This window comes from Serinibacter arcticus, assembly GCF_003121705.1.
GTDB lineage: Bacteria > Actinomycetota > Actinomycetes > Actinomycetales > Beutenbergiaceae > Litorihabitans.
Genome location: NZ_PYHR01000002.1, coordinates 2352131 through 2379089, shown reverse-complemented (window position 1 = coordinate 2379089; position 26959 = coordinate 2352131). Strand labels below are relative to the sequence as shown.

General features: G+C 74.1%; 26 protein-coding genes. 14 read left to right on the top strand and 12 right to left on the bottom strand.

Annotation, left to right across the window (positions count from 1 at the left end; all coding sequences use genetic code 11):
• Positions 1 to 78: 78 nt before the first annotated feature.
• The gene (locus C8046_RS10755; RefSeq protein WP_109229436.1) at positions 79 to 3129 is read right to left on the bottom strand and encodes a CocE/NonD family hydrolase; all 3051 of its coding nucleotides are present in this window, start codon (positions 3127 to 3129) and stop codon (positions 79 to 81) included.
• A gap of 278 nt (positions 3130 to 3407) precedes the next feature.
• On the opposite strand from C8046_RS10755, the gene C8046_RS10750 reads away from it, so the two are divergent.
• Genes C8046_RS10750 through C8046_RS10740 form a run of 3 tightly spaced genes read left to right on the top strand, consistent with a single transcriptional unit; the run spans position 3408 to position 6513 of the window.
• Positions 3408 to 4820 (top strand): FAD-binding oxidoreductase, encoded by a 1413-nt coding sequence (locus tag C8046_RS10750; protein ID WP_109229435.1) that lies wholly within the window; start codon positions 3408 to 3410, stop codon positions 4818 to 4820.
• Complete coding sequence (locus C8046_RS10745) at positions 4817 to 5647, top strand: alpha/beta fold hydrolase (RefSeq protein WP_109229434.1); 831 nt, start codon at positions 4817 to 4819, stop codon at positions 5645 to 5647. The genes C8046_RS10750 and C8046_RS10745 overlap by 4 nt, the downstream gene beginning before the upstream one ends.
• Positions 5644 to 6513, top strand: coding sequence for a PhzF family phenazine biosynthesis protein (locus tag C8046_RS10740; RefSeq protein WP_109229433.1), 870 nt, complete (start codon positions 5644 to 5646; stop codon positions 6511 to 6513). Before C8046_RS10745 ends, C8046_RS10740 begins: the two co-directional genes overlap by 4 nt.
• Before the next feature lie 84 nt (positions 6514 to 6597).
• Here the strand turns inward: C8046_RS10740 and C8046_RS10735 are convergent, their stop codons facing one another.
• Entirely contained in the window at positions 6598 to 7572 is a 975-nt protein-coding gene (locus C8046_RS10735) for a hypothetical protein (protein ID WP_109229432.1), read from the bottom strand.
• Positions 7573 to 7622: 50 nt separating this feature from the next.
• On the opposite strand from C8046_RS10735, the gene C8046_RS10730 reads away from it, so the two are divergent.
• Positions 7623 to 8102, top strand: a complete 480-nt coding sequence (locus C8046_RS10730; RefSeq protein WP_146197131.1) for a hypothetical protein — start codon at positions 7623 to 7625, stop codon at positions 8100 to 8102.
• A 7-nt stretch (positions 8103 to 8109) separates the two neighbouring features.
• Here C8046_RS10730 and C8046_RS10725 read toward each other — a convergent pair whose 3' ends face one another.
• The gene (locus C8046_RS10725) at positions 8110 to 8619 is read right to left on the bottom strand and encodes a mycothiol transferase (RefSeq protein ID WP_109229430.1); all 510 of its coding nucleotides are present in this window, start codon (positions 8617 to 8619) and stop codon (positions 8110 to 8112) included.
• Positions 8620 to 8708: 89 nt separating this feature from the next.
• Here C8046_RS10725 and C8046_RS10720 point away from each other — a divergent pair, with 89 nt between their 5' ends.
• A complete protein-coding gene (locus C8046_RS10720) occupies positions 8709 to 9116 on the top strand; it encodes a hypothetical protein (RefSeq protein WP_109229429.1) in 408 nt (135 codons plus the stop codon).
• A 12-nt stretch (positions 9117 to 9128) separates the two neighbouring features.
• Here the strand turns inward: C8046_RS10720 and C8046_RS10715 are convergent, their stop codons facing one another.
• Positions 9129 to 10115 carry an aldo/keto reductase gene (locus C8046_RS10715; RefSeq protein ID WP_109229428.1) on the bottom strand — a complete coding sequence of 329 codons (987 nt, stop codon included), beginning with the start codon at positions 10113 to 10115 and terminating at the stop codon, positions 9129 to 9131.
• Positions 10116 to 10150: 35 nt separating this feature from the next.
• The gene (locus tag C8046_RS10710) at positions 10151 to 11053 is read right to left on the bottom strand and encodes a helix-turn-helix transcriptional regulator (protein ID WP_109229427.1); all 903 of its coding nucleotides are present in this window, start codon (positions 11051 to 11053) and stop codon (positions 10151 to 10153) included.
• A 103-nt stretch (positions 11054 to 11156) separates the two neighbouring features.
• On the opposite strand from C8046_RS10710, the gene C8046_RS10705 reads away from it, so the two are divergent.
• From C8046_RS10705 to C8046_RS10695, 3 genes are all read left to right on the top strand, one after another.
• Positions 11157 to 11591, top strand: coding sequence for a cupin domain-containing protein (locus C8046_RS10705; protein WP_109229426.1), 435 nt, complete (start codon positions 11157 to 11159; stop codon positions 11589 to 11591).
• On the top strand, positions 11588 to 11977 hold the full coding sequence (locus C8046_RS10700) for a DUF2255 family protein (protein ID WP_109229425.1): 390 nt from the start codon (positions 11588 to 11590) through the stop codon (positions 11975 to 11977). Before C8046_RS10705 ends, C8046_RS10700 begins: the two co-directional genes overlap by 4 nt.
• 272 nt (positions 11978 to 12249) lie before the next feature.
• Complete coding sequence (locus C8046_RS10695) at positions 12250 to 13017, top strand: hypothetical protein (protein ID WP_109229424.1); 768 nt, start codon at positions 12250 to 12252, stop codon at positions 13015 to 13017.
• Between the two features lie 10 nt (positions 13018 to 13027).
• Here C8046_RS10695 and C8046_RS10690 read toward each other — a convergent pair whose 3' ends face one another.
• Entirely contained in the window at positions 13028 to 13366 is a 339-nt protein-coding gene (locus C8046_RS10690) for a YnfA family protein (RefSeq protein ID WP_109229423.1), read from the bottom strand.
• A gap of 71 nt (positions 13367 to 13437) precedes the next feature.
• Here C8046_RS10690 and C8046_RS10685 point away from each other — a divergent pair, with 71 nt between their 5' ends.
• Positions 13438 to 13878 carry a pyridoxamine 5'-phosphate oxidase family protein gene (locus C8046_RS10685; RefSeq protein WP_109229422.1) on the top strand — a complete coding sequence of 147 codons (441 nt, stop codon included), beginning with the start codon at positions 13438 to 13440 and terminating at the stop codon, positions 13876 to 13878.
• On the top strand, positions 13872 to 14342 hold the full coding sequence (locus C8046_RS10680) for an AAA family ATPase (protein ID WP_235866282.1): 471 nt from the start codon (positions 13872 to 13874) through the stop codon (positions 14340 to 14342). Before C8046_RS10685 ends, C8046_RS10680 begins: the two co-directional genes overlap by 7 nt.
• 4 nt (positions 14343 to 14346) lie before the next feature.
• Here C8046_RS10680 and C8046_RS10675 read toward each other — a convergent pair whose 3' ends face one another.
• From C8046_RS10675 to C8046_RS10655, 5 genes are all read right to left on the bottom strand, one after another.
• Positions 14347 to 16836, bottom strand: coding sequence for an NB-ARC domain-containing protein (locus C8046_RS10675; protein ID WP_109229421.1), 2490 nt, complete (start codon positions 16834 to 16836; stop codon positions 14347 to 14349).
• 86 nt (positions 16837 to 16922) lie between these two features.
• Positions 16923 to 17474 carry an MOSC domain-containing protein gene (locus tag C8046_RS10670; protein ID WP_109229420.1) on the bottom strand — a complete coding sequence of 184 codons (552 nt, stop codon included), beginning with the start codon at positions 17472 to 17474 and terminating at the stop codon, positions 16923 to 16925.
• A gap of 13 nt (positions 17475 to 17487) precedes the next feature.
• On the bottom strand, positions 17488 to 18360 hold the full coding sequence (locus C8046_RS10665; RefSeq protein ID WP_109229419.1) for an aminoglycoside phosphotransferase: 873 nt from the start codon (positions 18358 to 18360) through the stop codon (positions 17488 to 17490).
• Positions 18361 to 18457: 97 nt separating this feature from the next.
• Positions 18458 to 18952, bottom strand: coding sequence for a DUF664 domain-containing protein (locus C8046_RS10660; protein ID WP_109229418.1), 495 nt, complete (start codon positions 18950 to 18952; stop codon positions 18458 to 18460).
• 55 nt (positions 18953 to 19007) lie between these two features.
• Positions 19008 to 19307 carry a helix-turn-helix domain-containing protein gene (locus C8046_RS10655; protein WP_109229417.1) on the bottom strand — a complete coding sequence of 100 codons (300 nt, stop codon included), beginning with the start codon at positions 19305 to 19307 and terminating at the stop codon, positions 19008 to 19010.
• Between the two features lie 764 nt (positions 19308 to 20071).
• Here C8046_RS10655 and C8046_RS19435 point away from each other — a divergent pair.
• The gene (locus C8046_RS19435; protein ID WP_109229416.1) at positions 20072 to 20554 is read left to right on the top strand and encodes a DUF3995 domain-containing protein; all 483 of its coding nucleotides are present in this window, start codon (positions 20072 to 20074) and stop codon (positions 20552 to 20554) included.
• A gap of 109 nt (positions 20555 to 20663) precedes the next feature.
• On the opposite strand, the gene C8046_RS10645 is transcribed toward C8046_RS19435, so the two are convergent.
• Positions 20664 to 21896, bottom strand: a complete 1233-nt coding sequence (locus tag C8046_RS10645) for an arginine deiminase (RefSeq protein WP_109229415.1) — start codon at positions 21894 to 21896, stop codon at positions 20664 to 20666.
• 201 nt (positions 21897 to 22097) lie between these two features.
• Here C8046_RS10645 and C8046_RS10640 point away from each other — a divergent pair, with 201 nt between their 5' ends.
• The 3 genes from C8046_RS10640 to C8046_RS10630 are packed head-to-tail and all read left to right on the top strand — an operon-like array spanning position 22098 to position 26876.
• Entirely contained in the window at positions 22098 to 23141 is a 1044-nt protein-coding gene (locus C8046_RS10640) for an AAA family ATPase (RefSeq protein WP_109229414.1), read from the top strand.
• Positions 23128 to 24456 carry a DUF58 domain-containing protein gene (locus C8046_RS10635; protein WP_146197130.1) on the top strand — a complete coding sequence of 443 codons (1329 nt, stop codon included), beginning with the start codon at positions 23128 to 23130 and terminating at the stop codon, positions 24454 to 24456. Before C8046_RS10640 ends, C8046_RS10635 begins: the two co-directional genes overlap by 14 nt.
• Positions 24453 to 26876, top strand: a complete 2424-nt coding sequence (locus tag C8046_RS10630; RefSeq protein ID WP_109229412.1) for a transglutaminaseTgpA domain-containing protein — start codon at positions 24453 to 24455, stop codon at positions 26874 to 26876. The genes C8046_RS10635 and C8046_RS10630 overlap by 4 nt, the downstream gene beginning before the upstream one ends.
• The last annotated feature ends 83 nt before the right edge of the window (positions 26877 to 26959 follow it).

The following is a 26959-nucleotide window of genomic DNA, read 5'->3' as shown; positions in this document are numbered from 1 at the left end:
CCCCACACCTCACCCGAACGCCGGCGGCGCCCCACCCGAACCGGGTGGGGCGCCGCCGTCGTCACGTCAGGAGCGGGGTCAGCCCTGCTGACCCAGCCCGTGGTACCGGGACAGGAACGCCGCGATCGCGTCACGCGCGATCGGGGTGACGGGACGGAACAGGGTCGTGCCGTCGTTGCCGGCCCACCCCGTGGAGATCCCGACCTCGGCCACCCACGCGATCTCGGTGGCGAACTGCGCGTCCGCCGCCACGTCGTCGAACGGTGCGGCGTCGACGGGCACGAAGCCCTCCTCGCCGGCGAGGCGGAAGAGGAACGCCGCCATCGCGTCGCGGTTGATCGGCTCGAGCGGGCGGAACTCGCGCGTGCCGTCGGCCCGCACCCAACCGGTCGAGATGCCCTCCTCGGCCAGCCAGGCGATCTCCTTGTAGAACTGGTTGGTCACGGGCACGTCGACGAACGGCGAGACCGGCGGCGCCGTGAACTCCGGGGAGTCCGAGAGCCGGTAGAGGAACGCCGCCATCGCGTCGCGCGCCACCGGGGTCAGCGGGCGGAACTCGCGCTCGCCGTTCCCGATGTCCCAACCGGTGGAGATGCCGCTGTCGGACAGCCAGCGGATCTCGTCGAAGAACTGCGTCCCGAGCGGGACGTCGACGAACGGCAGCGGGAGGACCGTGATGGTCGTCGTGTTCGAGGCCGCGCCGAGCGTCGCGGTCACGACCGCGTCGCCGACCTGCGCGAGCGTCGCCGTCGCGCTCGAGAACGTCACGCCCGGGCTGTCCGAGGTGAAGGTCGCGGCGGCGGTGACGTCGCCGAGCGACTCGCCGTCGGCGTCGAAGCCGGTCACCGTGAGGCCGACCTGCTCACCCACCAGCGCGCTCGTCACGGACGTGACGGTGAGTGTCGTGGCGGCCTGCTCGAGGGTGAGCCAACGGGCGTACGCCGTGGTGCTCGCGGTGAGCGGGGCGGTGAAGTCGAACGGCACCGTGAGCTCGGCGTCGGCGAACCAGCCGCCGAAGAAGAGGGTTTCGTCCGTGGGCTCGGCCGGCTCGACCGGCGTGGCGCCGTAGGCGATGACCTGCGGGTCGATCGCCGTCGTCCCCTCGCCGCCGAGGTCGAAGGAGACCGTGACGGGGGCCGCGTCGCCGAGGGCGCCGGAGGCGACGGCCGCTCCCGTGCCGCCCACGACCGGGAGCACGATCGTGGAGGTCGTGGCGTCCAGCGTGACCGTCGCGCTGGGCGAGCCGGCGGTGAAGCCGGACAGGTTCGTCGTCAGGACGACGCCGATGCGGTGGCCGGCCGGGAAGACGTAGTCGTACGGCTCCATCGCGAAGTCGAGGTCGTACTGCTGACCGGGCACCACCGGGGTGGCCTCGCCGTCGATGAACGACTCGCGGTTGGAGGAGTCGAGCACGCCGCGGGAGAGGCGCCAGAAGTCGGCGGTCTGCAGGCGACGGTCCATCTCCAGGTAGCAGGCGTTGTCGAACTCGGTCGCCGCACCCCAGCAGGTGCGGACCGTGGTGTTGATCGCGCCGTCGCCCGTGCGGGAGACGCGCTCCTTGGTGCCGTAGTCGACCAGCAGGGCGCCCAGGTTGGACTGGTCCTGCGAGAGCGAGGCGTCCAGCTCGATGCGGGGCGTGCCGGAGATGCGCAGCTCGGTCTCCAGCGGCTCCGAGAGGAACACGAGGCGGCTGTTCTGCTGCCCCTCCGGCGTCGTGATGAGCGCCGTCTCGTTCGGCGAGTTCGCCGGACCGGTGAACGTGAGCGTCTCCGTGGTGCCGGGCTGGAGGGCCAGCGAGCCGGCGGTACCGGGCGTGCCGGTGAGGTGGACGGCGACGTCCTCGCTGCCCGGGGCGGGCCAGGAGGCCTCATCCACGTACTCGCGGGCGTCCTGCTCGACCATCGAGGTCGGCTCGTCCATGATCCCGTTGTCGATCTTCATGAGCCACTGGTCGAACCAGCGGTGGAGCGTGTCGACCCAGACCGCGCGGCGGAAGTCGAACGGGTCGATGTGGCCCTGGCGCGGGAGCCAGACCTTGCGGGGCACGTCGTTCTCGCCGAGCAGGTCCCAGTACTCCGCGAACTGGCTCATGCGGACGTTGTCGTCGTTGAGACCGTGGACGGCGAAGACGGCGGCGGTGACGTTCTCGACGTCCTTGACGTAGTCGCGGTCGTCCCAGAACTCGTTGATGTCGCCGGTCTCGTCGCCGTCGATGAGGTTCATCGCCTCACGGGTCGGGGCGCACAGCGTGCGGCGCTCCGGGTTGGTGACGGTGTTGGAGAGGCTGGCGGGGTAGTTCGTGTTGTGGCGGATGCCGTTCGTGCGCGAGTAGCGGTACCACTGCGAGATCGCGTCGATCGGCACGATGGTGTCGAGGCCCTCGACGCCCGTGGCGGCGACGCCGTTGGCGAGCGTGCCGTCGTAGGACTTGCCGATCATGGCCGAGCTGCCCGAGTGCCAGCCGGCGGAGACCGGGTTGCCCGCGGCGTCGTACCCGGGGACGCGGCCGTTCAGCCAGTCGACGACGACCTTCATGCTCTCGATGTCGCCGGGGCCACCGTGGGCGGGGCACCCGGTGGAGAAGCCGGTGCCGTTCATCTGGGCGTGGATCACCGCGTAACCGCGGGGGACGAAGTAGTTGTCGTAGAAGAGCGGGAAGAGGTCGGTGACGCCGTCGCCGTCGAGGTCGCTCAGCCGCTGGGACTCGTTGCCGCGGCCGACCGTCGTGAAGTAGGGCGACGGGTCGATGATCGCGGGGACCTTGAGGGCCCCGGCCGAGGCGGCCGGCCGGATGATGTCGATCGCGGTGACGTCGTCGATGCCGTCGAGGTCCTGGTCGACACCGGCGACGGGGATCAGGACCCGCTCGCGGATGGCGTCGCCGTAGCCGAACTGCGGCGCGGTGACGCCGCCGACGATGCTGATGCCCTCGGGCGTCTCCGCCGTCGGGACGGCGTCGACGGCCGCGGTGGCCTCCGGGCTCGCGACGGCGGGGGTCGCCGCGGGCTCGGCGGTGGCGGGGATGGCGACCGCGGGCAGGACGGTCGCGGTGAGGAGAGCGGCGAGGATCGAACGACGTCGACGCCGCGTGCGGGCAGGGGGCAGGGAGGATTTCTCCGGAGTGGTCACTGTTCGGTCCTACCGTGGCGCGGGCCACGCGGCGACCGGGGGAGCGGTGGTGACGTGAACTTTCACACGGCCGTGACGCAGGGCCGATTCTGTAACCAGAACGTTTCGCGCGGGGCCTTGCTCTCGTGATCTTGTCCTGATGTGACCCGAGGGGCGTCGTCGACCCGGGCCCGTCACGACTGCTGCGTCCGTGGCGGTTGAGCTCGGCCGTTCCGCAACCAACGTAGCAGCCGTGTGGGGGCGAGGCTCCGGCGGTCCCCGATCCCTAGGGTGAGCCCATGACCACGATCGTCGACGACCTCCTCGCGCTGCTGCGCCCCGACCAGGTCGCCACCGACATCCCCACCCGCGAGCTCCACGCGCACGACGACGCCGAGTGGGCGCCGTACGCGACGCCGCTCGCCGTCGTGCACGCCGAGTCGCTCGACGACGTCGTCGCCGTCATGCGCGCGGCCCACGCCACCGGCACCCCGGTCGTCCCGCGCGGCGCAGGGACCGGCCTGTCGGGCGGGGCGAACGCCGTCGACGGCTGCCTGATCCTGAGCCTGGCGCGGCTGACGACGATCCGGGAGATCGACCCGGCCGAGCGCTACGCCGTCGTCGAGGCCGGCGTGATCAACGACGACCTGCGGGCCGCCGTCGCCGAGCACGGCCTCTGGTACCCGCCGGACCCGGCCAGCTCCGCCCGCTCGACCATCGGCGGCAACGTCGCCACCAACGCCGGCGGGATCTGCTGCGTGAAGTACGGCGTCACGCGCGACTACGTGCTCGGCGTGACGGTCGTTCTCGCGGACGGCAGCGTCGCGCGGCTCGGGCGCCGGACGGCGAAGGGCGCCACCGGCTACGACCTCACCGGGCTGATGGTCTCCTCGGAGGGGACGCTCGGCGTCGTCGTGGAGGTGACGCTCAGGCTCCTTCCGCTCGGCGGTCGCGAGCCGCGCGCGGTCGTCGGCTCGTTCGCGAGCCTCACCGACGCGGGCCGCGCCGTCGCCGCCGTGATGGCGGACGGCATCGTCCCGGCCGCGCTCGAGCTGGTCGACCGCACGTGCCTCGAGGCCGTCGAGCGGTGGCAGCACCTCGGCGTCCCGGTCGGCACGACGGCGGTCCTGCTCGCCTCCGTGGACGAGCCGGGCGCCGCGGGCGACGCCGTTGCCGACCGGGTCGACGCCCATCTCCGCGCGGCCGGGGGCGCGACCGAGCGCGCCGTCGAACCGGCGGAGATCGAGCGGCTGTTCCGCGCCCGACGACTCGCCTACCCGGCCCTGGAGCGGCTCGGGCCGGTGCTGACCGAGGACGTCTGCGTGCCGCGCGGCGCCGTCCCGGAGATGCTGGCGCGGATCGAGGCGATCGCCGCGGAGCACGACGTCGTCATCGCCACCATCGCCCACGCCGGCGACGGCAACCTCCACCCGCTGATCATCGCGCCGGAGGGCGACGACGCAGCGAAGGCCCGCGCGAAGCTCGCGTTCGACCGGATCGTTGCGGAGTCGCGGCTGCTCGGCGGCACGGTGACGGGGGAGCACGGCGTCGGGCTGCTCAAACTCGACGGCGCCGCAGCCGAGCTCGACCCCGTGGTCCTCGCGATGCACGCCGCTGTGAAGGCGGCGCTCGACCCGCGTGGGATCCTCAACCCGGGCAAGGCCTTCCCCGCCACCTCCACCGTCACCTCCGAGCAGCAGGAGCAGCCATGACCGCCAGCGAGCGGACCACCGTCACGACCGACGACGGCGTGCGCCTCGACGTCACGCTCACCGGGCCGCCCGAGGGGCGCCCGGTGGTGCTGGTCGCCGGGTTCAAGGCGGCGGCGAGGAGCTGGGTGTTCCAGGTCCCGGTGTTCGCCGAGGCCGGCTACCGCGTCGTCGCCGTCGACCTGCGCGGCCACGGCACGACCGAACCCCTGCAACCGGGCGTGACGATGGACCTCCGCGGCCGCGACGTCGGCGCGGTGCTGGACCAGCTCGACCTGCGCGACGCCGTCGTGATCGGCGGCTCGATGGGCGCGAGCACGATCTGGGCGCGGATCGCGCAGGAGGGCACGGACCGGATCGCCGCCGTCGTCTCCGCCGACCAGACCCCGCAGATGCTCAACACGTCCGAGTGGCCGCACGGCTTCTACGGCTACGACGAGAGCAACCGCGACACGTACTTCGCCGAGAGGATCCCGCAGACCGGGGTCGGCACGCCGATGTGGAGGCGGGGCGTGCGCCTGCTGCGGCTCGTGCGCGCGATGGGAGGGGGCGGCGGGTTCGGCATCTCCCCCGCCGAGCTCGAGCTCCTGAACGACCACGCCGGACGCGACTGGCGCCCCGCGGTCGCCTCGTGCGACGTCCCGGTGCTCGTGGTCGCGGGCGCCGAGAGCGAGTTCTGGCCGGCCACCCACGCGGCGGCGACGGCGGCGCTCGCCCCGCGCGGTCACTCGACCGTGATCGAGCGCGACGGTCACGCCGTGAACATCGAGCAGCACCGCGAGTTCAACCGCCGCGTGCTCGGCTGGCTCTTCACCCGGGGGCTGGTGTGAGCCGCCCGTTCCGGCAGGTCGACGTCTTCGGCTCGGGGCCGTTCACCGGCAACCCGCTCGCGGTGGTCCTGGACGCCGACGGCCTCACGACCGAGGAGATGCAGCGGATCTCGGCCTGGACGAACCTGTCGGAGTGCACGTTCGTGCTGCCACCGACGACCGAGGGCGCGGACTACCGCGTGCGGATCTTCAGCCTCACCACCGAGCTGCCGTTCGCCGGTCACCCCACGCTCGGGACGGCGCGCGCCTGGCTGGAGGCCGGCGGCGTGCCGCACGAGTCCGGGAGGATCGTGCAGGAGTGCGGCATCGGGCTCGTGACGGTGCGCGACGGCGGTGACCACCTCGCGTTCGCGGCCCCGCCGCTGCTGCGCTCGGGACCCGTCTCGCCGGAGCACCTGGTCGACGTCGCCGCCGTCCTCGGGGTCGCGGTCGACGAGGTCGTGGAGGCCCGGTGGATCGACAACGGCCCGGGCTGGGTCGGGGTGCTGCTGCGGGACGCCGCGGCCGTGCTGGCGCTCGAGCCCGACGGCGCTCGGCGGCCCGGCGGGTGGGCGATCGGCGTGGTCGGGGCGCACGGCGCCGGGGCGGCCGACGGCGACGCCGCCGGGTCGGACGCCGCGATCGAGGTGCGCGCGTTCTTCACCGACGGACTCGGCCCGCTGATCGAGGATCCGGTCACCGGCAGCCTCAACGCGTCCGTGGCGCAGTGGCTCCTCGAGACGGGCCGGCTCGAGGCGCCGTACACGGCGGCGCAGGGCACGCGGGTCGGCCGCCGCGGCCGGGTGCGCGTCACGCGCGACGCCGGCGGGGTGTGGATCGGCGGCGCGAGCGTCGTCGCGATCTCGGGGGAGATCACGACGACGTGAGCCGGGCGTGCCGCGTCCCGCTGCCCGCCCGCAACGTCGACGGCCCGCTGGAGCGCCGGGCCCGGCAGCCCCCGAACGCCCGCCTCACTCCCAGGCGCACGCCTGGGCGAACCACTCCATGAGGTTCGCCCGCGTCCGCTCCGGCAGCTGGACGTGGAAGACCGGCTGCGCCACGCCGTCGCGCGTCGTCGTGATGCCGAGGTAGGTGCCGCGCTTGTCCTCGGCGATCGCGTGCCGGTCGCACCGCACGGCCGTGAAGGTCAGCGGCACCTCCGAGCCGGTCCGCGCGGCCGAGCCGAGCGACGGATCGGTCCAGGCGGCGGCGCCCCCGAGCGGCGCGAGCAGCTGGGTGCCGGTGATCCCCGTGAGCACGACGTCGGTGGTCGCCTCCGGGGTGACGGTGACCGTGATCGTGCCGGTGGTGACGCCGTCGTGCTCGCCGGCCACCACCTCCTCGCCGATGGCGAGACTCGCCACCTCCTCGGCGCCGGCCCGGGCGCAGTCCTCGCCCCACGCCCGCGCGAGGTGACCGTACGGGTCGGTGACGGCGACCTCGCGCGTGAGCTCCTCGCCGTCGGGCGTGCGGACCGTGAGGACGGCGAGGGCCTCGGGCGTACCGTCCGGCGCGGGGGCGCACTGCGGGTCGCCGAGCGCGACGAACATCGAGCGCGTCCGACCGGCGGCCACGGTGACGGTGCGGTCGGGGTCCTCGGAACGGTTCCCGTCCCAGGCGGGGGAGTCGAGGTTCGCCGCGACGACCTCGAGCTCGGTGTCGGGGGCGTCGCCGGGGGCGTCGTCCGGCACCGAGATCACGAGCGAGACGACCCGGCGGCCCCAGTCGAGGCGGGCCTGCTCGATCTCGACGACGAGGGCGTCGGCGAGGACGGTCGCCGCCGGGTCCGCGGCGGTCTCGGTGGCCGCCGAGGGTGCTGCGGGCGGGTCCCTCGGAGCCGGCGCGCACGCCGCCGCGTTGCCGAACAGCAACGCCGCGAGCGTCGTCAGGGCCGCGGTCGTGCACGGCCGTCGCCGCACCGCTGTCCGGGCCTGCGCCTGGGTCATGCGGAAACTCTAGGGCGGTCGGGGGAACGGCGCCGCGTAGGCTCCCCGACATGATCGGCAGCGCTGCCCCTGGACCCCGCCGCCTCACGGTGGCCGCGGGACTCGCCGCTGCCCTCGCCGTCGGCCTCGCCGGCTGCGGCACGAACGCCGACCTCGAGGAGGCGGCCGCCTGGTTCGCCGAGGTCGAGGACGCGGACGGCTTCGTCGGCGGCGGCCTCACCGGGGTCCCCGCGAGCGCCGAGGCGGGGTCGGACATCGGGGTCATCGGCCCGCAGGTGACGCAGGCGTTCGACGAACCGATCGCCGTCGCGAGCGTGAACGGCCGCTGCTTCGGTGGCGGTCAGATCACTGTCTACCTGTCGGTCAGCCGCTCGGCCGGGGAGCACTCCAGCGAGTCGGCCGTGACCTGCGACGGCGAGTCGCACGAGCTGGCGCGCGGGCGGACCGACGTGGTCGGGCTCGCCTTCGGTGGCTGGACCTCCGAGCGCTCGACGACGTACTACGCGGTTCTCGTCGACGAGGTCGCCTAGCCCCTCGTCAGCGTGCGCGGTCCAGCACCCCGCGCAGGAACGCCGCCTGCCCCGCGTGCTCGAGCGCGTCGCCGACCACGCTCACCAGCCGCGCGCCGAGCGTGACCGGCGGATCCCAGTCCTCGTCGACGACGACGTCGAGATCGTCGTCCGCCAGCCCCGCGAGGTAGGTCCGGGCCGCCTGCTCGACCGCCGTCGCGTAGCCGAGCAGCACGTCGGCGGGGGCGTCCACGCGCTCGACGTGGGCGGCGTCGTGGCCGTAGCCCATGTCGTCGTCCGGCAGGTCGAGGGCGGCGCGGCGCGCCCAGCCGTCGCTGACCCAGACCTCGGGGGTGCCGGCCAGCGCCGCGATCTGCGCGTCCTGCTCGCGGCCGGTGTGCCAGGCCAGCCACGCGAGCGTGTTGGTCGCGGGGTCGAGGCGGCGCGTGAGCGTGGCGTGGTCCGCGCCGTCGAGCGCGTGGTGGATCAGGTCGGGGATCCGGCCGAAGGCATCGGCCAGGACGTCGGTGCTGCGCACGAGGGGCTCCTTGCGTCGGGGACGTCGGACCTCCCGACGGTACGCAGGTCGGCACCGCCGCGGCGAGGGAGGCGGAGTACCTTCTCCGGATGACCCGGATCGCGATCGACGCCGACGTCGCGCTGCGGCTCGTCCGCGAGGGCGTGCGCATCAGACCCGAGCAGCACCTCGTCGGGCCGGCGGTGCTGCGCTCCCACGCGCTGCAGGAGCTCTACCGCGCGGTGCGGGCGGGCGAGCTGGCGGACGCCGAGGGACGCCGCCTGCTCGAGGGCCTCGCCGGGCTGAAGATCCGGCTGCTCGGCGACCGGGTCTCCCGCGCGGTGGCGTGGCGGATCGCGGCGCAGCTCGACCGGGACGACACCGCCCTGGCGGAGTACCTCGCCGTCGCGCAGCTGCAGTCCGACCTGCTGGTCACCGCCGACCCCGCGCTCGCCGCCGCGGCCGAGGGGATCGTCGCCGTCGGGACGTGGGACGACCACTTCGGGCCGCGGGGCTGAGCGGCGCGCGGGCTACAGCCCGACCATGCCCATCCCGGCCTCGTTGTAGCGGTCGCCGACCACGCCGACGGTCGTGGCGAGCGCGCTGAGCGAGGCGACGTCGTCGGCCGACAGCGCGATCACCGTCGCCCCCGCGTTCTCCTCGACGCGCGAGATCCGGCGCGTGCCGGGGATCGGCACGATCCACGGCTGCTGCGACAGCAGCCACGCGAGCGCGACCTGGCCCGGCGTCGCGCCGCGGGCCTCGGCCAGCTCGCGCACCCGGGCGACGAGCACCTGGTTGGCGTCGCGGTTCTCGGCGGTGAAGCGCGGGATCGTGCCGCGCACGTCGCCCTCGGTGAAGGCGGTGGACGCGTCGACCGTGCCCGTGAGGAAGCCCTTGCCGAGCGGGCTGAACGGCACGAAGCCGATGCCGAGCTCGGCCAGCGCGGGCAGCACCTCGGGCTCGGGGTCGCGCGTCCACAGCGAGTACTCGCTCTGGACGGCGGTGACGGGGTGGACGGCGTGCGCGCGGCGGATCGTGCCGGCGCCGGCCTCCGACAGACCGAAGTGGCGGACCTTGCCCGCCGCGACCAGCTCCGCGACCGTCCCCGCGACATCCTCGATCGGCACGTCGGGGTCGACGCGGTGCTGGTAGAAGAGGTCGATGACGTCGGTGCGCAGGCGCTGCAGCGAGGCGTCGGCCACCCGGCGGATCTGCTCGGGGCGGCTGTCGGTGCCCTGCATCTTTCCGTCGGCGATGTTCCAGCCGAACTTCGTGGCGATGACGACGTCGTCGCGCACCGGTGCGAGCGCCTCGCCGACGAGCTCCTCGTTGACGTACGGCCCGTAGACCTCGGCCGTGTCGATGAACGTGACCCCGCGCTCGACGGCGCCGCGCAGCACGCCGATCATGTCCTCGCGGCTGCCGGGGTTGGGGCCGTAGCTCTGGGACATGCCCATCGCGCCGAGGCCGACGGCGGAGACCTGCAGACCCTGTCCGAGCGTGCGTGTGTGCATGGGGAACCTCCGTGGTGTGGGGAGTGGTCGGTCGGCTAGTCGGTGGTGGCGGGGGCGGTCGGCGCCGGCGCCGTGGTCGGCGTCGCGCCCCAGGTGGCGAGCAGCTGCAGCGCGTCGGCCGACGGCGATCCCGCGGGCGCCGTGTAGACGAGCATCGTCAGGCCGGGCGCCTGCATGATCGGGAGCGTGTCGTAGCTGAGCTCGAGCCGCCCGACGACGGGGTGGTGGATGAGCTTCACCCCGCCGGAGTGGACGTGCACGTCGTGCCGCGCCCACAGCTCGCGGAACTCCTCGCTGCGGGTCGAGAGCTCGCCCACCAGGTCGTGCAGGGCCCGGTTGTGCGGGTCGCGGCCGGCCTGGGCCCGGAGCACCCCGACCGTGTCGCGCGCGGCGCGTGGCCAGTCGATCCAGAACTCGCGCGAGGCCGGGTCCAGGAACGCGAACCGGGCGTGGTTCGGGGGGCGGCCGCCGTTCGTCGACGGCCCGTCCACGAGCGGCGCGTACAGGGCCCGGGCCATCGGGTTCAGCGCGAGCACGTCGAGGTGGTCGTTGCGGACGACGGCGGGGGCGCCGGTGATCGCGCCGAGCATCAGCTGCACGCTCGCGGGGACGGCGGCCGTGTCGGAACGACGGCGACGCTGCCGGGGCGGTCGACCCGACGAGGCGCGCGCGAGGTCGCGCAGGTGCTGCCGCTCGGCGTCGTCCAGGCGGAGGGCGTCGGCGAGCGCGTCGAGCACCTGCTCGGAGGCGCCCGCGAGGTTCCCGCGCTCGAGGCGGACGTAGTAGTCGACCGAGACGCCCGCGAGCATCGCGACCTCCTCGCGCCGCAGGCCGGGCACCCGCCGGTGCTCGCCGTAGGCCGGGAGCCCGGCGTCGGCGGGCGTGATCCTCGCCCGGCGCGTGGCCAGGAAGGTGCGCACCTCGTCGCGGTTGTCCATGACCGCGACCCTACGACCGTCGTCGGGCCGCGAGACAGGCCCTGGCAGTACCTGTGACGCCAGTGACTCCCGCGACGGCTGGGGACGGGGTTGGCTGGCAGCCATGAGAGCCACCGAGCGCATCGACCCCCCGCCCACCACCCGTGCTCCCGGGGCGTGGTTCACCGGCGACGTGTGGTTCGACGTCGTCGCCGCGCCCCCGGCGCCGTCCCGGCTGCGGGTCAACACCGTGCGGTTCGCCCCCGGCGCTCGCACCTTCTGGCACTCCCACGCGGTCGGTCAGTCGCTCCACGTCACGCAGGGCGTGGCACGGGTGGGGACGCGCGACGGCGTCGTGCTGGAGGTCCGCCCCGGTGAGACCGTCTGGTGCCCGCCGGGCGAGGAGCACTGGCACGGCGCCGGCGCCGAGGCGTTCATGGAGCACCTGGCGATGTGGGAGACGACCGACGCGCGGGACGGGTCGGAGACGGCCTGGGCCGAGGCCGTGACGGACGAGGCCTACGACGGCGCGCGGGACGGGACGGGCGAGAAGCGATGAGCTGGACGGAACGTGAGCTGGAGGTCGCCGCGCGCTCCGACGAGCTGGAGGTGTCCTCGCGGCGCTCGGACGGGTCGTTGCGGCCGGCCGTCACGATCTGGGTCGTCCGCGCGGGCGACGACGTCGTGATCCGGTCGGCGTCCGGTCCCGGGAACGGCTGGTTCCGTCGTGCGGTGACCTCCGGCGTCGGTCGGGTGTCCGTGGGCGGGGTGACGCGGGACGTCGCGTTCGAGCTGGTGGACGACGGCGGTGCCCACGTCGCGTGGCACGCGGCGGTCGACGCCGCCTACCACGCCAAGTACGACCGCTACGGGGCGCGGATCGTCGGCTCCGTCGTCGGCCCGACGGCCGCGACGGCGACGCTGCGCGTGCATCCGCGGGGCTGACGTCGGGCGGCGCGGAGCGGACTTTCGGTGGATGCGACGAGAACATCCGAAAACGTTGGGTCACTTTCGATAAATATCCCGTAACGTTTTATCCGGGCATTGTTGTCGAGCGGTTCGTCAATTCCTTCCTCGTGATCAGATCGATATCGCGCCGGTATTGCGGAATTCCCCCGCGGCGCGGAAGGTGGAGGTGTCGGTCGGCCCCGACGAGAGTGCTGATCGGGTGGGCCGGCGCGATGGAGTCCACCCCTCTCACAGATCTCGGAGCTGTCATGTCCCGCACGTCCCGCCTTCTCGGTGCCACCCTCGGTCTCGCCCTCGCCGGCACCCTCGTCGTCGCTCCGTCGCAGGCGCTCGAGTCCGGGTACTACTCCACGACCTACGACGACGTCCTGTACCGGCACGACCACGCGGCCGAGGCTCCGAACACGTTGGTCGCCAGCTTCGAGGAGTGGGCCGCGGCAGGCTTCCCCGCGCCCCTCCCGGCCCCGGTCGAGTACGTGAAGTACCCGTGGGACTCCGATGTCTACGCCGTGCACTACTACGGTCCCGAGCGCGAGGACTGGGTGTGGGTCTACCTCGACGGGCAGCGGTGGGCCAAGGCCGGGTACCCGACACCCCGCGCGGCGGGGTGGCGGGCCTACTCCACCTTCGTCAAGGTCGCCTCGTCCGACGAGATCTTCGTCGGTGACCTCTACTCGACGCCGTGGCACAAGCTCACGCCCGGGGAGTGGCGCGACGCCGGCTCGCCTGCGCCCGAGGTCTGGGCCACGACCGGCTTCTACAGGTACCCCTGGTCGTCGGCGATCGGTCACCTGACCGACACGACGACGGGCGAGGGCTACCGCCTCCTGTACCCCGAGTGGCTCGGCTACGGCTCGCCCACGCCGAAGACCGTCACGCACGTGATCGGCGAGGTCGTCTGGAAGAAGCCCGGCTCCGCCACCCTCTACCTGGACAGTCCCATCACCGGTGACGGGTTCCGTCTCACCTACGAGCAGTGGACGGCCCTCGGCCGGCCCGCTCCGGTCACCCGCTGACCGGTCGGGCTCAGGCGTCCGGCCGCGGGGCGTACATGATGACGGCGACGCCGACCAGGCACAGCAGCGCGCCCGTCACGTCCCAGCGGTCGGGCCGGAACCCGTCGACGACCATCCCCCACGCGAGCGAGCCGGCGACGAACACGCCGCCGTAGGCCGCGAGGATGCGGCCGAAGTTCGCGTCCGGCTGGAGGGTCGCGACCAGGCCGTACAGACCGAGCGCGATCACCCCCGCGCCGATCCACGCCCAGCCGCGATGCTCGCGCACGCCCTGCCACACCAGCCAGGCGCCCCCGATCTCGAGGAGTGCGGCGGCACCGAACAGGGCGAGGGAGCGGAGCAGCGTCATGCGCCCACCCCACCACAGCTGTCGGTGGGCGGGAGTACGGTCGCCGCACCGGTACCGACGAGGGAGCAGCCATGACCGCGTTCACGTTCGACCCCGAGAACGACGCCCATGCCAAGGCGCTGGGAATGCTGGAGCGCGACCTGATCGCGTGGATCGTCACGACGGCGGAGGACGGCTCTCCCCGCGCGGTGCCCGTCTGGTTCTTCTGGCACGACGGCCGCCTCTCGATCCTCAGCGAGCCAGGCTCGCACAAGGTGGCCCACGTCCGCCGCGGCTCGCCCGTGCTCGTCCATCTGCAGGCCGGCGGGCCGTTCGGCGACGACGTCGTCGTCCTGCGCGGGAGCGCCGAGGTCCTCGACCGCGGCACGCTCTCGTGGCTCGAGGACCACCGCGAGGCGTACTCGGCCAAGTACGCCGAGGCCATCGAGGCCTACGGCATGCCGATCGAGGACATCGTGGAGAAGTTCTCCACCGTCCTCACGTTCACGCCGGAGCACCTGCTCGCGTGGTGAGACCGCGCGTCATCCTCATGTGCGGCCCCGCGGGGTCGGGCAAGTCGACGGCGTCCCGCGCGCTCGAGGCCGACGGCTACGTCCGCCTGGGCTGGGACGAGGAGGCGGCCCGGCGGGGGTTCCACGGCTACCCCCTGCCCGACGGCGCCGTCGCGCAGGTGCACGAGGCGGTGCGCGCCCGGCTGGTGGAGCTGGTCGAGGCGGGCCGCGACGTCGTCGTCGACACCTCGTTCTGGCAGCGTGCGCTGCGGCTGTCCTACCGGGAGCTGCTCGCCCCGCTCGGTGTCGTGCCGACGACGGTCTACCTGCGCGTCCCGATCGAGACCCTGCTCGCCCGGGTCGCCGCCCGGACGGGCGCCGGTCCCGACGACGTCGTCCTCAGCGAGGCGACGCTCCGCCGGTTCGTCGCGGGCTTCGAGGTGCCGACGACGGAGGAGGGGCCGCTCGTCGTCGTCGACGGCTGAGTCTTCAGCGACGCTCGCCTCCCTCGACCCGCTCGCGCAGCGGCACCGCGTACAGCGCGGGTGGGTCCAGGGCTAGCGCGTCGCCCCAGTGCTGTCGCGCGTCGTCGAGGTCCCCGCGGAGCGCCGCCACGTCACCGAGGCCCTGCGCCACCAGCAGCTCGACGGTCCGGCCGCCCCGACCGAGCGTCGTCGCCGCCCGGAGGTGACGTTCGGCGGCGTCGGCGTCGCGGCGACCGAGCGCGAGCTCGGCGAGGTGGGCCTCGACCCGCCCGGTGTCGTCGATGTCGGCGGCCTCGCGGGCCTGGTCGAGCCACGGGGCCGCGGCGTCGGGGTCTCCCGCGCGCAGGTGGGCGAGGCCGAGCCAGAGCATCCCCTCGAACGCGACGTAGGCGTCGCCGATCCGTAGGGCCGACTCGACCGTCGCCGTGAGGCGGGTGACCGCCGTCATGACGTCGCCGCTGAGGAGGTCGATCACCTCGAGCTGCAGCGCGCAGAACGCGAGCATGTCCTGGCGGTCGGCTCCAGCTGCGAGCACGCGACACTCCTCGTAGGCCTGCCGCGCCCGGTCCCACTCGGCGTCGAGCACGAGCGTCCGCCCGAGGGAGTGCAGGAGGCTGAGGCGTTCGTGCGGGGCCTCGGCGTCGGCGAGAGCGGCGAGGCCGACCTCGCAGGCCTCGCGGGCCCGGGTGGCCTCGAGCTTCTCGAGGTGGCTGTAGACGAGAGTCGAGCTGGCGATGGTGATGACGAAGAGATCCTCGGCCGCGATCGCGCCGTCGCGGGCCGACAGCGCGGTGCGGATCGCGTCGTCGTAGCGCGCCGAGAAGCGGTACGCCTCCGCAACCAGGGCGAGGCTGTGGTGGTAGCGCGGGTCGGACGTCAGGGCCAGCAGCGGCTCACCGATGGCGAGGGCACCCGTCGCGTCCTTGGCGTAGAGCAGCGTCTGGATGTAGCGCCGATCAGCCTCGGCACGCTCCTCGGGCAGCCCGTGCCGGCGCGCGGCCCCGAGCAGGAGGAGCGAGTCGCCGTCGCGCAGCGTGCGGCGCAGGTGGACGTGTGCGAGGTCCGCGAGGCCGGTGACGACGGCGGGAAGCTCGTGGTCGGCGGCGAGCTGCGCCGTCGTGACCACCACCTCGACGTGCTCCTCGAGCCAGTCGGTGCCGGGGTCGGGGGAGTGAAGCAGAAGCCCGCCGAGGCGTTCGACGGCGAGCTTGACCTGCGAGTACGGCTCGACCTCGGTCGCTCGGCGCTGCGCGTGCCCCCGGACGAGGTCGTGCAGGTCGAGCCGCCCGCCGGGATCGCGCACCAGCAGGTGCTCCCGGACGAGGACGGCGATCGCGCGCTCCGCCTCGGTGTCATCGGTTCCCGTCAGAGCTGCGATCTCGGCGGGTGAGAGGCGCGCGGGGTGCAGGGCGCACAGGCGCAGCGCCCGCGCGACGCCCGGATCGAGACCGTCGTGGACCGAGTCGAGAAAGCCGACGTGCTCCTGCTCGGCGCGGGCGAGCCACATCTCCACGTCGGAGAGCGGCCAGCCGGGCCGGGCGGCGATCTGGCCCTGGAGGATCGAGACGGCGAGCGGCAGGCCGCCGCACAGCTCCGCGAGGCGGTGGAGGGCCTCGGAGTCGGCGTCGGAGACGACACGATCGGTGGGGAGGGCGGCGCGCAGCAGCGCGGCGGTCGTGGTCGTGTCGAGGGGGCCGAGGCGGACGTGCGCGGCCGTGCCGGTCACCACGAGGTCGCGCCGGCAGGTCGCGACGACGAGACTCCCGCTCGGCAGCCCGGCGACGACCGCCTCGAGGTTCTCGCTCGAGACGACGTCGTCCAGCAGCACCACGCAGCGGGGGGCGACGTCGTCGTCGGACTGCCGCCGGCGCTGGAGCATCGCGTCGACGGCCGAGACGATGTGGTCGGGCCCGACGGAGGTCGCCTCGCTGTCGCCCGAGGCGGTGCGGACGGAAGCCTCGACGGCGAACGCCCCGGGGACGGTCGCCACCAGCCGATGGGTGACGGCGCGCGCGAGGGCGGTCTTCCCGACGCCCGCGAGCCCCGTGACCACCGCGAACGTCTTGTCGGAGGATGCGAGGGCCGCCGTCGTCAGGGCGGTGAGGAGGTGCTCGAGCTCGAGCTCGCGCCCCAGCAGGTCGACGTCGGCAGGGACGGCGAGGGTCTCGACACGCGGCCGGGCGGTGCTGGAGGCGCGCGTGCTGACGATCTCGCGGTAGAGCTGCCTGACCGGCACGCGTTCGTCCGCGAACCCCAGGGCGGTCAGCACGTCCAGCACCAGGTCGATGTCGACACGCTTGCGGCCGTCGCGGAAGACGTCGTACACGGTGACGCGGCCGGGCCTGGCGGCCCAGGGGCTCACACCGCGGGCATCCCGCAACCGACCGACCTCTCGGGCGATCTCGGTGAAGCTCGGCTGGCCCGCCTGGACGCGGAGGTCGCGCAAGCGCTCGGCGATGGCGTCGAGGCCCGGCGGGGCGGTCGGCGCGTCCATGCCCACAGGCTAGCCCCGACGATCGCGTCGTTCGGTTCGCCGCCGAACGTCTCGTGTGGGTGAGACGGTGCCCGGATCAGGCCGGATCAGGCCGGATCACGGTAGATCTCGATCAGACCCGGGGCGTCGTCGGGGCGGTCGAGGACGACGATCTCGTCCCCGGCGCGAACCGTTCCGTTCCGCACCACCCGGAGGTAGGGGCCGAGCCGGCGCTCCTGCGAGAACCGGCGGACCCAGCCGCGCTCGTCCGCACCGCCGACCCGGCGTGCGAACGTCCCGCACGGCGTGCGCGGCATCGTCACCTGGACCTCGACCTGGTCCCCGAGACGCCACACCTCGCCGATGCGCGCGGCGTTGACGTCGATGCCCTCGGTGCGCAGGTTCTCGCCGAAGAACCCCGGCGGGAGGTCGCGCCCGAGCCGCTCGGCCCAGAACTCGGCGTCCTCCTGCGCGTAGGCGTAGAGGGCCTTCTCCAGGCCGCCGTGGTGCTTCCGATCGGCCTGGACGTCGGCGCGCACGCCGTACGGGCCGATCCTCACCGGCCCGTCGACCGGACGCTTGCCGATCGCGGTGACGCCGATGGTCCCCGGGTCGGGGCGAAGCTGGTGGACGGTGCAGACGGCGAGGAGTCGGGCCATCCGGGAAGAGTAGTCAGCGCGGGACGTTGCGCGGTGCAGGTCGACCGAGCGCGGTCAGGACCGCCTCGTAGGGACGGGGGCGGACAGGCCGGTCGGACAGCACGCGGAACAGCACGGCCCGCAGCATCGCCTGGCGCTCGACGCCGGACGTCCAGTCCTCCAGGACCGCGGGCGGGGCACCGTGCCACAGCACGGAGTCGAGCACGCAGACAGCCTCGGCCCAGCGCTGCGGCCGCCAGGCGGGAGCGAGGTCGATGACGACGGCGGCGCCCGCGCCGTCGATCAGCACGTTGCCCGCGAGGTCGGCGTGCACCAGCTGGTTCGGGCCGAGGTCGGCCGGATCGGTGGTGGCGAGCTCGGCGACGAGGCCGGCCACGACGGGGTGGTCGGTGGCGTGGTGGGCGAGGGTGGCGGCGTCCGGGGTCGGGCCCGTGGTGGGCGCTACGACGGCCCGCGACGGCGCGAAGGCGAGCCGCTCCGCCGTCGCCCACCGGTCGGTGCGCGCCGCGACGGCCGCCGGGCGCGCGCCGACGAGCGACGCGAGGCGGGCGTGCAGGAGGCGGCCGGCGGCGAGGACGACGTCGAGGTCGTGGCACGTGGTGGTGCCCGGCTCGTAGCGGCTCGCGGCCCAGCCGTCGACGACCCACTCGCCGTCGCGCGCGGGGACGGGCATCGCGACGCGGAAGCCGCGGCGGCTGGGGGAGAGGTCGAGCTCGTAGGCGAAGCGGGCGAGCACGGGGCTCAGCCAGGCCTGGACGTCGGCGTCGCGGCCCGGGCTCAGGACCAGGTCGCCGACCTGCACGCTCTCACCCTGGCCGCCGGGGAGCGGGGTCGCGAGGTCGGGGACCGCGAAGAGGTCCAGGACGTGCGCGGGAGGGGAGGCCACTCCTCGAGCCTAGCGAGCGTGCGCCGTCACGCCCGGCGAGGGGTTTCTGCACCGTCGGCGAGGGGGTTGCGCACCCGCCACCACCGCCACCCCGCCGCTAGTCGCGCAGCGCGAGCACCTGCTCCCGCAGGATCTCGGCGTGGCCGTGGTGCTGCGCGAGCTCGGACAGGAGGTGCAGGAGCACCCAGCGCACGGTCATCGGGCCGAACGCGTGCCCGGTCACGACGTCGCCAAGCCCCCGCAGCGCGAGGGTGTGCCTCGACTGCTCGACGGCGGCCGCGTGGGCCGCGAGGGCGGCGTCGATCGTGCGGCCGTGGGGGAGGTGGAAGGCGTCGGCCGGCGACGGCGGGAGGCCCAGCTCCGCGCGTGGCCGCCCGAGCACCGCCTCCTGGGACCAGATCTGCTCGACGTAGGTGACGTGCGCCAGCAGGCCGATCAGCGTCGTGTCGGACTGGACGAGGCGACGGTGGACCTCCTCCTCCGTCAGTCCGTCCAGGCTGGCGCGCAGGCCGTGGCGGTGGGCGTCGAGCCGCGCGTCGAGCTGGGTGCGCTCGTCATCGAGCAGTGTCTGCAGCGGATCGATCGTGGACATGCGTGGATCCTCCCACCCACGCGGGCCGCACGGTACGGGGCGAGCGGGCCCGCGGCTACGCCGTCCGGTTCGTCGCGACCCTGCGCGTGCCCACGGCGCGTGATTTCTGGGCGGAGACGTAGTCGTCGAAGTCGACCCGCTCGACGCGCCACAGGCCGCGCTCCCCGACCTGGAAGCCCACGAGGTCACCGCTGTAGAGCAGCGATCGGACGGCCGCCGGCTTGACCCGCAGCTGCTCGGCGACCTCGTCGACGGTGAGGAATCGGTGGGTCGGGCCAGCATTGTCGACTTTTTCCGCGCCAGCTCCCGAGGGGTTCGCGGATGACGCTGCACCCTCCTGTGACGTGTCATTCACAGAGCTGCCCTCCAAAGAATCTGACGACCGCGGGCTGCCACGTCGCGGTCACGTGCCGGCGCGCGACAAGTGACTTTGTCGCGAATGCCCGGGCGGGCGTTCGGGCGCGCAACCGTCATGGAATGGTGTGTGGTGCTCGCAGGTCTCGGAGGGGGGTCCCCACGCCGTCGACCCCGGCGTGCCCCGACGCTAGCAACGTTGCGGCCGGCGCGGAAGCGGCGCGACCGGCGGTGGGCCCGCTCGGTCCGAGAAAATGCTTCTTGGTGTCCGTTGATCATTTTTGACTTGTCGGTGAACCGGTCCCGCTCTTTCGGCTCAGTCTGGGCGGGGTGCGGCGGGCCCGGAAAATTGCGTCGGCAATGTTTGCTCCGCTTTCGTGCGATCCGATCATCCCGGTAGCGCGCTGTGACGCGTTTCATTTCTCGGCCGGTGCCCAGTTTCATCTAAATGTTGCGCGATGGGTGCACGATGACCAAGGACGGTCAGGAGCCCAGGTTCGTGACTGCCCCACCGCCGTCTCGGACGGTTCCCGTACCGCGGCCCCCTGGGTCGCCTCAGACGGGTGGTGTCTGCCGGGTTCCTGCGACCAGTCGCGGGTCACCACGCCCCTCACGTGCCGGCGCCGCCACCCTGCCCCGGTCCAGATCGACCGGGGAGCGAAGCCCCCGTCCTCGCGAGGATTGGGGGCTTCGTGCTGCCATGGCCGGGGGACGGCTCCGAGGTCGGGGTTGTCGTGGGCCGGTGACCGGAAGAAGTGTGGAGGCGTGGACGATGCGCGCACGACCGCACCCCCGCCGTCGCGCCCGGGACGGGCCCTCCTCGCGGCGGCCGCGGTCGTCGGCCTTCTGCACGCCGCGATCAGCGCGTACTGGGCGGCCGGCGGGACCTGGCTGCTGGAGACGCTCGGCGAACGCGTGCTCACCACCTTCGACGGGCGCCTCTGGCTCCTCGCGCCGTTGGTCGTGGTGAAGGCGGTGGCCGCCGTCGGGCCCGCGTGGCTCGACGCGCGGCGGTGGCCCTGGCGCCGCGTGACACGGACGCTGGCGTGGCTCGCCGTCGTCGTCCTGGTGGGATGGGGTGGCGCGAACACGGTGGTCGGCAACCTGGTGCTCGCGGGCGTCGTCAACGACGGCGGCGCGATCGACCGGCCCGCGATGATCGGGCACGCGTGGCTGTGGGACCCGCTGTTCATCGTCTGGGGCGTGCTGCTGGCCTGCGGGTTGTGGCGGGGACGCCGCGCGCACTGACTCCTCGCCGGTGGTGCGGAAACCCCTCGCCGGTGGTGCGGAAACCCCTCGCCGGTGGTGCGTAACCCCCTCGCCGGTGGTGCGGAAACCCCTCGCCGGCGTAGGGGGGCTAGACCGCGGCGCGCTCGATCGGGCAGCTCATGCAGCGCGGACCGCCGCGGCCGCGGCCCAGCTCCGAGCCCACCAGCCCCACGACCTCGATGCCCTGGTCGGCCAGGTAGAGGTTCGTCGTGGTGTTGCGCTCGTACCCGAGCACGACGCCGGGGGAGACCGCGAGGAAGTTGTTGCCGTCGTCCCACTGCTCGCGCGCGGCCTCGAACGTGTCGGTCGGCGCCTGCAGCACGCGGATCCGCTCGACGCCGATCGCGTCCGCCACGACAGGGAACAGCTCCGCGTTCTCGGCGACCCGGAACTCCCCGGCGGGCGATCCGGCGTCGCTCGCCACCAGCGTGTATGAGCGCAGCGACTCGGGCAGGTAGGGGTAGACGCTGAACGCGTCGGTGTCGATCATCGTCATCGCGGTGTCGAGGTGCATGAACGCGCGCTGGTTCGGCAGCTCGACGGCGATGATCCGGTCGACGGCGTCGGCCGCGAACAGTGCGTGGGCGAGCGCCTCCGCACCCTGCGGCGCCGTTCGCTCACCGATCCCGATCATCACCGTGCGGTTCCCGACGACGAGGATGTCGCCGCCTTCCACCGTCGCCGGCGCGTGGTGGACGGAGTCGTTGCCGCGGTAGAAGGTGAACGGCTCCGTCGCGAACGCGGGGTGGAAGTTGAGCACGAGCCGGCTGTTGATGCCCTCGCGCTGGCGCGCGAGCTTGGCCATCGGGTTGATCGCGACGCCGCCGTAGATCCAGGCGGAGTTGTCGCGCTGGTACAGGTGGTTGGGCAGCGGGGAGAGCAGGAAGTCGTCCTCGCCGAGCACCTCCAGCAGGAGGCTCGACGCGCGCGTGAGCTGTGCGGCCGCCTCGCGCTTGAGCAGACCGCCGATGAGCACGCCGGCCAGGTCCGCCGCCGGCATCTCGCCCACCAGCTCGACGAGGTGCCGCTCGAGGCCGCCGCCGAACTGCTGGGCCGTGACGAGCTCGGTCTGCAGGAACTCGCGCGCTCCCGGTGCGTCGATCGCCGTCGTGACCAGGTCGCGGAAGAGGTGGACGGTCACGCCGCGATCGGTGAGGGCCTTCTGGAAGCCCCGGTGCTCCTCCTGAGCCCGCTGGACCCACATGACGTCGTCGAACAGGAGCTCCTCGACGTTGCCGGGGGTGAGGCGGTACAGCTCGAGACCGGGCTCGTGCAGCACGACCTGCGCGAGCCGACCGACCTCTGAGTGGACTCCGAGCATGGGCGTTCCTCTTCTCCGGTGCCGTGGCGCGGCGGGTGGGGCCACCGTAGCGGGCGAACCCCGGCCGGCTCGCGGCGCGCCGGACCCGACCCGATCCGTGCACGCCCGCAGGTACCCGAAACCCGCCGATGTTTGCGAGACTGGACGTCCCGAGCGCCGGTGCACGTGGCACCTCGCCCGACCGATGGCAGGGAGCGCACGTTGACGAGCCAGGACCAGTTCGCACCGCCCGTCCGCTCCGAGGAACCCCCCGTCCGCGCCCGCCGCGCCGTCGCGAGCACCGCCTCGGACCGGGTCCGCGAGGTCGCCGACGTCGCCGAGGACATCTGCGTGCAGGTCTCCCGCGTGCTGGTGGGCAAGGAGGACGTGGTCCGCCTCGCCGTCGTCTGCCTCCTCTCCGAGGGCCACCTCCTCATCGAGGACGTGCCCGGCACCGGCAAGACCAGCCTGGCCAAGGCGCTCTCGCGCGCCGTGGACGCGCCCGTCTCGCGGATCCAGTTCACGCCCGACCTCATGCCGAGCGACGTCACGGGCGTGAGCATCTACAACCGCGTGACGTCGGAGTTCGAGTTCCGCCCCGGTCCGGTGTTCGCCTCGATCGTGGTCGCCGACGAGATCAACCGGGCCTCGCCGCGCACGCAGTCGGCGCTGCTGGAGGCGATGGAGGAGAGCCAGGTCTCGGTCGACGGCACGACCTACCCGCTGACGCGACCGTTCCTCGTCCTGGCGACGCAGAACCCGGTCGAGATGGAGGGCACCTTCCCGCTGCCCGAGGCCCAGCGCGACCGCTTCCTCGCGCAGACCACGATCGGCTATCCCGACCGCGCCGCCGAGCTCGCGATGCTCGAGGACCGACACACCGCCGATCCGCTCGACGACGTGCGTCAGGTCGCCGACGGCCCGCTGGTCCAGCGGCTGGCCGACGCCGTCGCACAGGTCCACGTCGCGGCGCAGGTGCGCGACTACCTCCTCACCCTCGTCCGCGGCACGCGCGAGCTGCCCGAGGTGCTCCTCGGGGCTTCGCCGCGCGCAGCCCTGCACCTGTCCCGCGCCGCGAAGGCGGCCGCGGCGATGGAGGGCCGCGACTACGTGGTGCCCGACGACGTCGCTCGCCTCGCGGTGCCCGTCCTCGCCCACCGCCTGCTGCTCGCCCCCGTCGGGCCGGGCCGCGCCCGTCACACGGCGCAGGAGCTCGTCGAGCAGCTGGTGGAGCGCACGGCGGTGCCCCGCGGTGAGCGGCGCTAGCACCCGGGCCCGGCGAGCGCCGACGGCACCTCGCCGGCGCCGCCGCGTCCGCACCGGCCACTCGCTCACCACGCGCGGGGGCTGGTTCGTGGCGGTCGGCGTCCTGACCGTGGCGGGCGCGTTCGTGCTGCGCGAGCGGGACCTGATCTTCGTCGGCGTGCTCGCCCTCGTGCTGCCCGCCCTCGCCTGGGCGGCGACCGGGCTCCGCCGCGTGAGCCTCGCCGTCGAGCACCGCGTGGTGCCGCAGCGGCTGCAGGCCGGCGAGGGCGGCGTCGTGCGCGTCCGGCTGCGCAACACGTACGACCGCACCACACGGCCGCTCGACGTCCTGCAGCCCGGCGTCCGGCTCCTCATGCCTGGTGCGCGTCGCACGGTGCCGCCGATCGCTCCGGGGGAGTGGGGCGAGCTGCGGATCCCGATCGAGGCGCGGCGCCGCGGCAGCTACACGATCGGCTCGCCGCTGCTGCGCCAGACCGACCCGCTCGGCCTCTCCCAGGTGCGCCGACGGCTCCCGGCACGCACCGAGGTGCTCGTGCTGCCCACGGTCGTCCCGCTGGTCGGCCTGCCGCGCGGGCTGAACGGCCGCGGCTCGGCGACCGGCACCTCGAGCGCGACGGCGGCCGGCGGCGATCCCGACGCCGGCGTGCGCGCCTACCGCATGGGGGACGACATCCGCAGCGTGCACTGGCGCGCGTCCGCCCGGCTCGAGGAGGACCTCGTGGTCCGCGTGGCGGCGGCCACGACGCTCGGCACCGCGCTGCTCGTGCTCGACCACCGCACGTCGGCCTACCGGCTCGGCCCCCCGGAGGACCGCGACGACGGCGAGGACGGCCTCGAGGTCGCCGTCACGCTGGGCGCCTCGATCGGCCACCACCTGCTGGAGCAGGACGTCGACCTCACGGTCGTCGACCACACCGGGCACGTCCTGGTCCAGGGGCACGACGTCGCCGACGAGCTGCTCGGCGTGCTCGCCGCGGCCGGGACCAGGCGCGGCGAGCTGCACCCGACCGCGCCCGCCGGGACCGACGCGGTGGTCGCCGTCGTCGGACCGCTGAGCGGTGCCGAGGCGCGCACGCTGGCCGGGCTGCGCCGCGGGGCTGCGATCGCCTTCGTGCTCGACGACGCTGCGGGCGTGCGCGACGGCTCCGAGTGCGCGGCCGTGCTGCGCGCGGCCGGCTGGCGCGTGGTCCCCGTGGACGTCGGCGACGCCGCGACGCCCGACGGCGGCGCCCACCTCGCCCACGCGTGGCGTGGCGCGTGCACCCTCACGTCGGTCGCGGCGCGCGGTCCCGCCCACGAGGAGGGCGTGCGATGACGACGGCGACGCGGCCCGAGCGTCCGCGGACCGGCCTCGCGGCCCGGCGCCCCGCCGTCGCGCCCGCCCCGCGGCGCCGACCGGGTCGCCTGTCCGGGAGCGGAAGCGGTGGCGGCCCCGGTGGCGGGGCTCCGACGACCGCCCGCACCGCCGTGACCCAGGTGCTGGCGGCCGTCACGCTGCTGGCGAGCCTGGCCGCCGTCGACGAGGTGCTGGTCGGCAGCGCGTGGTGGCTGCGCCCGGTGCTGGCGGTCGCGTGGGTCGTCGGCCTGGGGATCGGGCTGCGCCGGGTCGCGCCGGCGATCGTCGCCACGCTCGTGCAGGTCGTCGGACTCGCGCTCCTCGTCGCCGTCCTCTTCGAGGTGTCGACGCCGAGCGCCGTCGCCGATCTGGTGCGCGTCGCGGCCGAGCACATCCAGGTCTCCGGGGCGCCCGCCGGTGTCGTGCCGGCGGTCGAGTTCGTGCTGACCGCCGTCGTCGGACTGCTCGCGATCGTGGTCGACGCGCTCGCGGTGCGGCTGCCCGCGCTCGTGGCCGTCCCGGCGCTCGCGGCCTTCGTCACCGGCTCGACGTTCGCGCCCGGACTGCTGCCGTGGCAGGCGATGGTGCTGCCCGCCGCCGCGTACGTCGCGATGCTGGCGTCGGCGGGACCGCCGGCGCGCGGTCGGCCCGGCTCGCGGACCGTACGCCGCGGGCACGCGGGGTCGGGGGCCGACCGGGGTGTCGTCGTCGCGATCGGCGCCGTCGCCGTCGTGCTCGGTCTGGTGGCCACCTCGCAGGCCACCATGATCTCGACCGCGGGTCGGCTCGACAGGGTCACGGTGGTGGGCGCGGGCGGTTCGTCACCGTTCACGGGGCTCGTGGGCGATCTCATCCGCGGCGAGGACGTCGAGCTGGTGACGTACCGGAGCTCCGTCTCGCCGCGCTACCTGCGCAGCGTCGCGCTGACCGAGTGGACGAACAACGCGGGCTGGTCGCTCTCCGCCGAGCCCGACGTCGACCGCGTGGACGGGTCCGGCGGGCGGCTCCTGCCGGAGGCGGAGCGCGCGTCGGTCCCCGGGACGGTGGTCCTCGAGGCCACGGGCTACCAGGGCCGGTTCCTCCCCGTGCTCGAGGGCACGTCGGAGGTGGATGCGGCCGATCCGCCGTGGCGGTACGACGAGGTGCTCGACACCTGGCACCGCAACGGCACCACGGACCCGGGCGTCTACCAGCTGCTCGTGGACGGGGCGCTGCCGTCGGTGGAGCAGCTGGCGGGCGACACGGTCTCGCCGTCGCGCGAGGAGATCGAGGTCGGCGACCTCGACCCGGCGGTGACCGAGCTGGCGCGAGAGGCGACGGCCGGGCAGGAGGGCCCGTTCGCGCAGGCGCTCGCGCTGCAGCAGTGGTTCCTCACGCCGACGAACGGGTTCGTCTACAGCCTCTCGGTGCCGGAGGGCACGAGCGGTGACGCGCTCGTGGACTTCCTCGACCTGCGCCGCGGGTACTGCGAGCAGTACGCCTCGGCGATGGCGGTGATGCTGCGCGCGCTCGACATCCCGGCGCGCGTGGTGATCGGCTTCGGCTCGGGGATCACGGACGAGACCGGGCTGACGACGGTCTCGAGCCACAACGCGCACGCGTGGGTCGAGGTGCGGTTCGACGGCGCGGGCTGGGTGCGTTTCGACCCGACGCCGGGAGGCGGTGGTCAGGGCGGCGACGCGGCCCCCGGGATCATCGGGCTCCCGCCGGTGCCGGTCCCCGGCGGCGAGGGGACGGCCGAGCCCGACCCGACGGCGTCGGCCCCCGGGTCGGAGCCCGTCGAGCCGACGGCGCCCGACCCCACGGCCGGCGACCCCGCCGAGCAGCCGGGTGAGGTCGACCCGACGGCCGCGCCGCCCACCGACGGCGGCGGCACCGGGACGGGCGAGGACGGGGCGGACCCGGCCGTGGACCCGTGGGCGCACGTCGGCCGCGGCGAGGTGACGCTCCTGGTGCTGCTGGCCCTGGTGACCGGGCCGCAGGCCGTCCGTTTCTGGCGCGCGCGACGGCGGATGGCGCGGGTGGCGCAGGGCGGGCCGGCCGCGGCGATCGCGGCTTGGGAGGAGATCGAGGACCTCGCGCTCGACCACGCGCGACCCGTGGCCGGCACGCTCACGCTGCGCGCGGGTGCCGACCAGGTCGCCGACGACGCGCACCTGCGCGCCGGGGCGCGCGGGCGGCTGGGGCTGCTGGTGCGCGAGGCCGAGCGCGGGTGGTTCGAGTCGCCGTCGAGCGCTGGTGCTGGTGCTGGCGCGGGCGGGTCGAAGGACCGCGACGCGGGTGCCCCGCTCGTCGCGGCGGTGGCCGACGTCGCCGCCGGGCTCGAGCACCACGCCCCGCCGGGGCCGTGGCGGTGGTGGTTCCCGCCGTCGCTTCGCCGGCCGCGCCGCCGCCCCTGAGCGCTCTCAAGGGGGTAATTCCCGCCCCTCGAGGGGGTACTTGCGGCCCTTCCGGGGGTACTTCCCGCCGCTTGAGGGGCGAG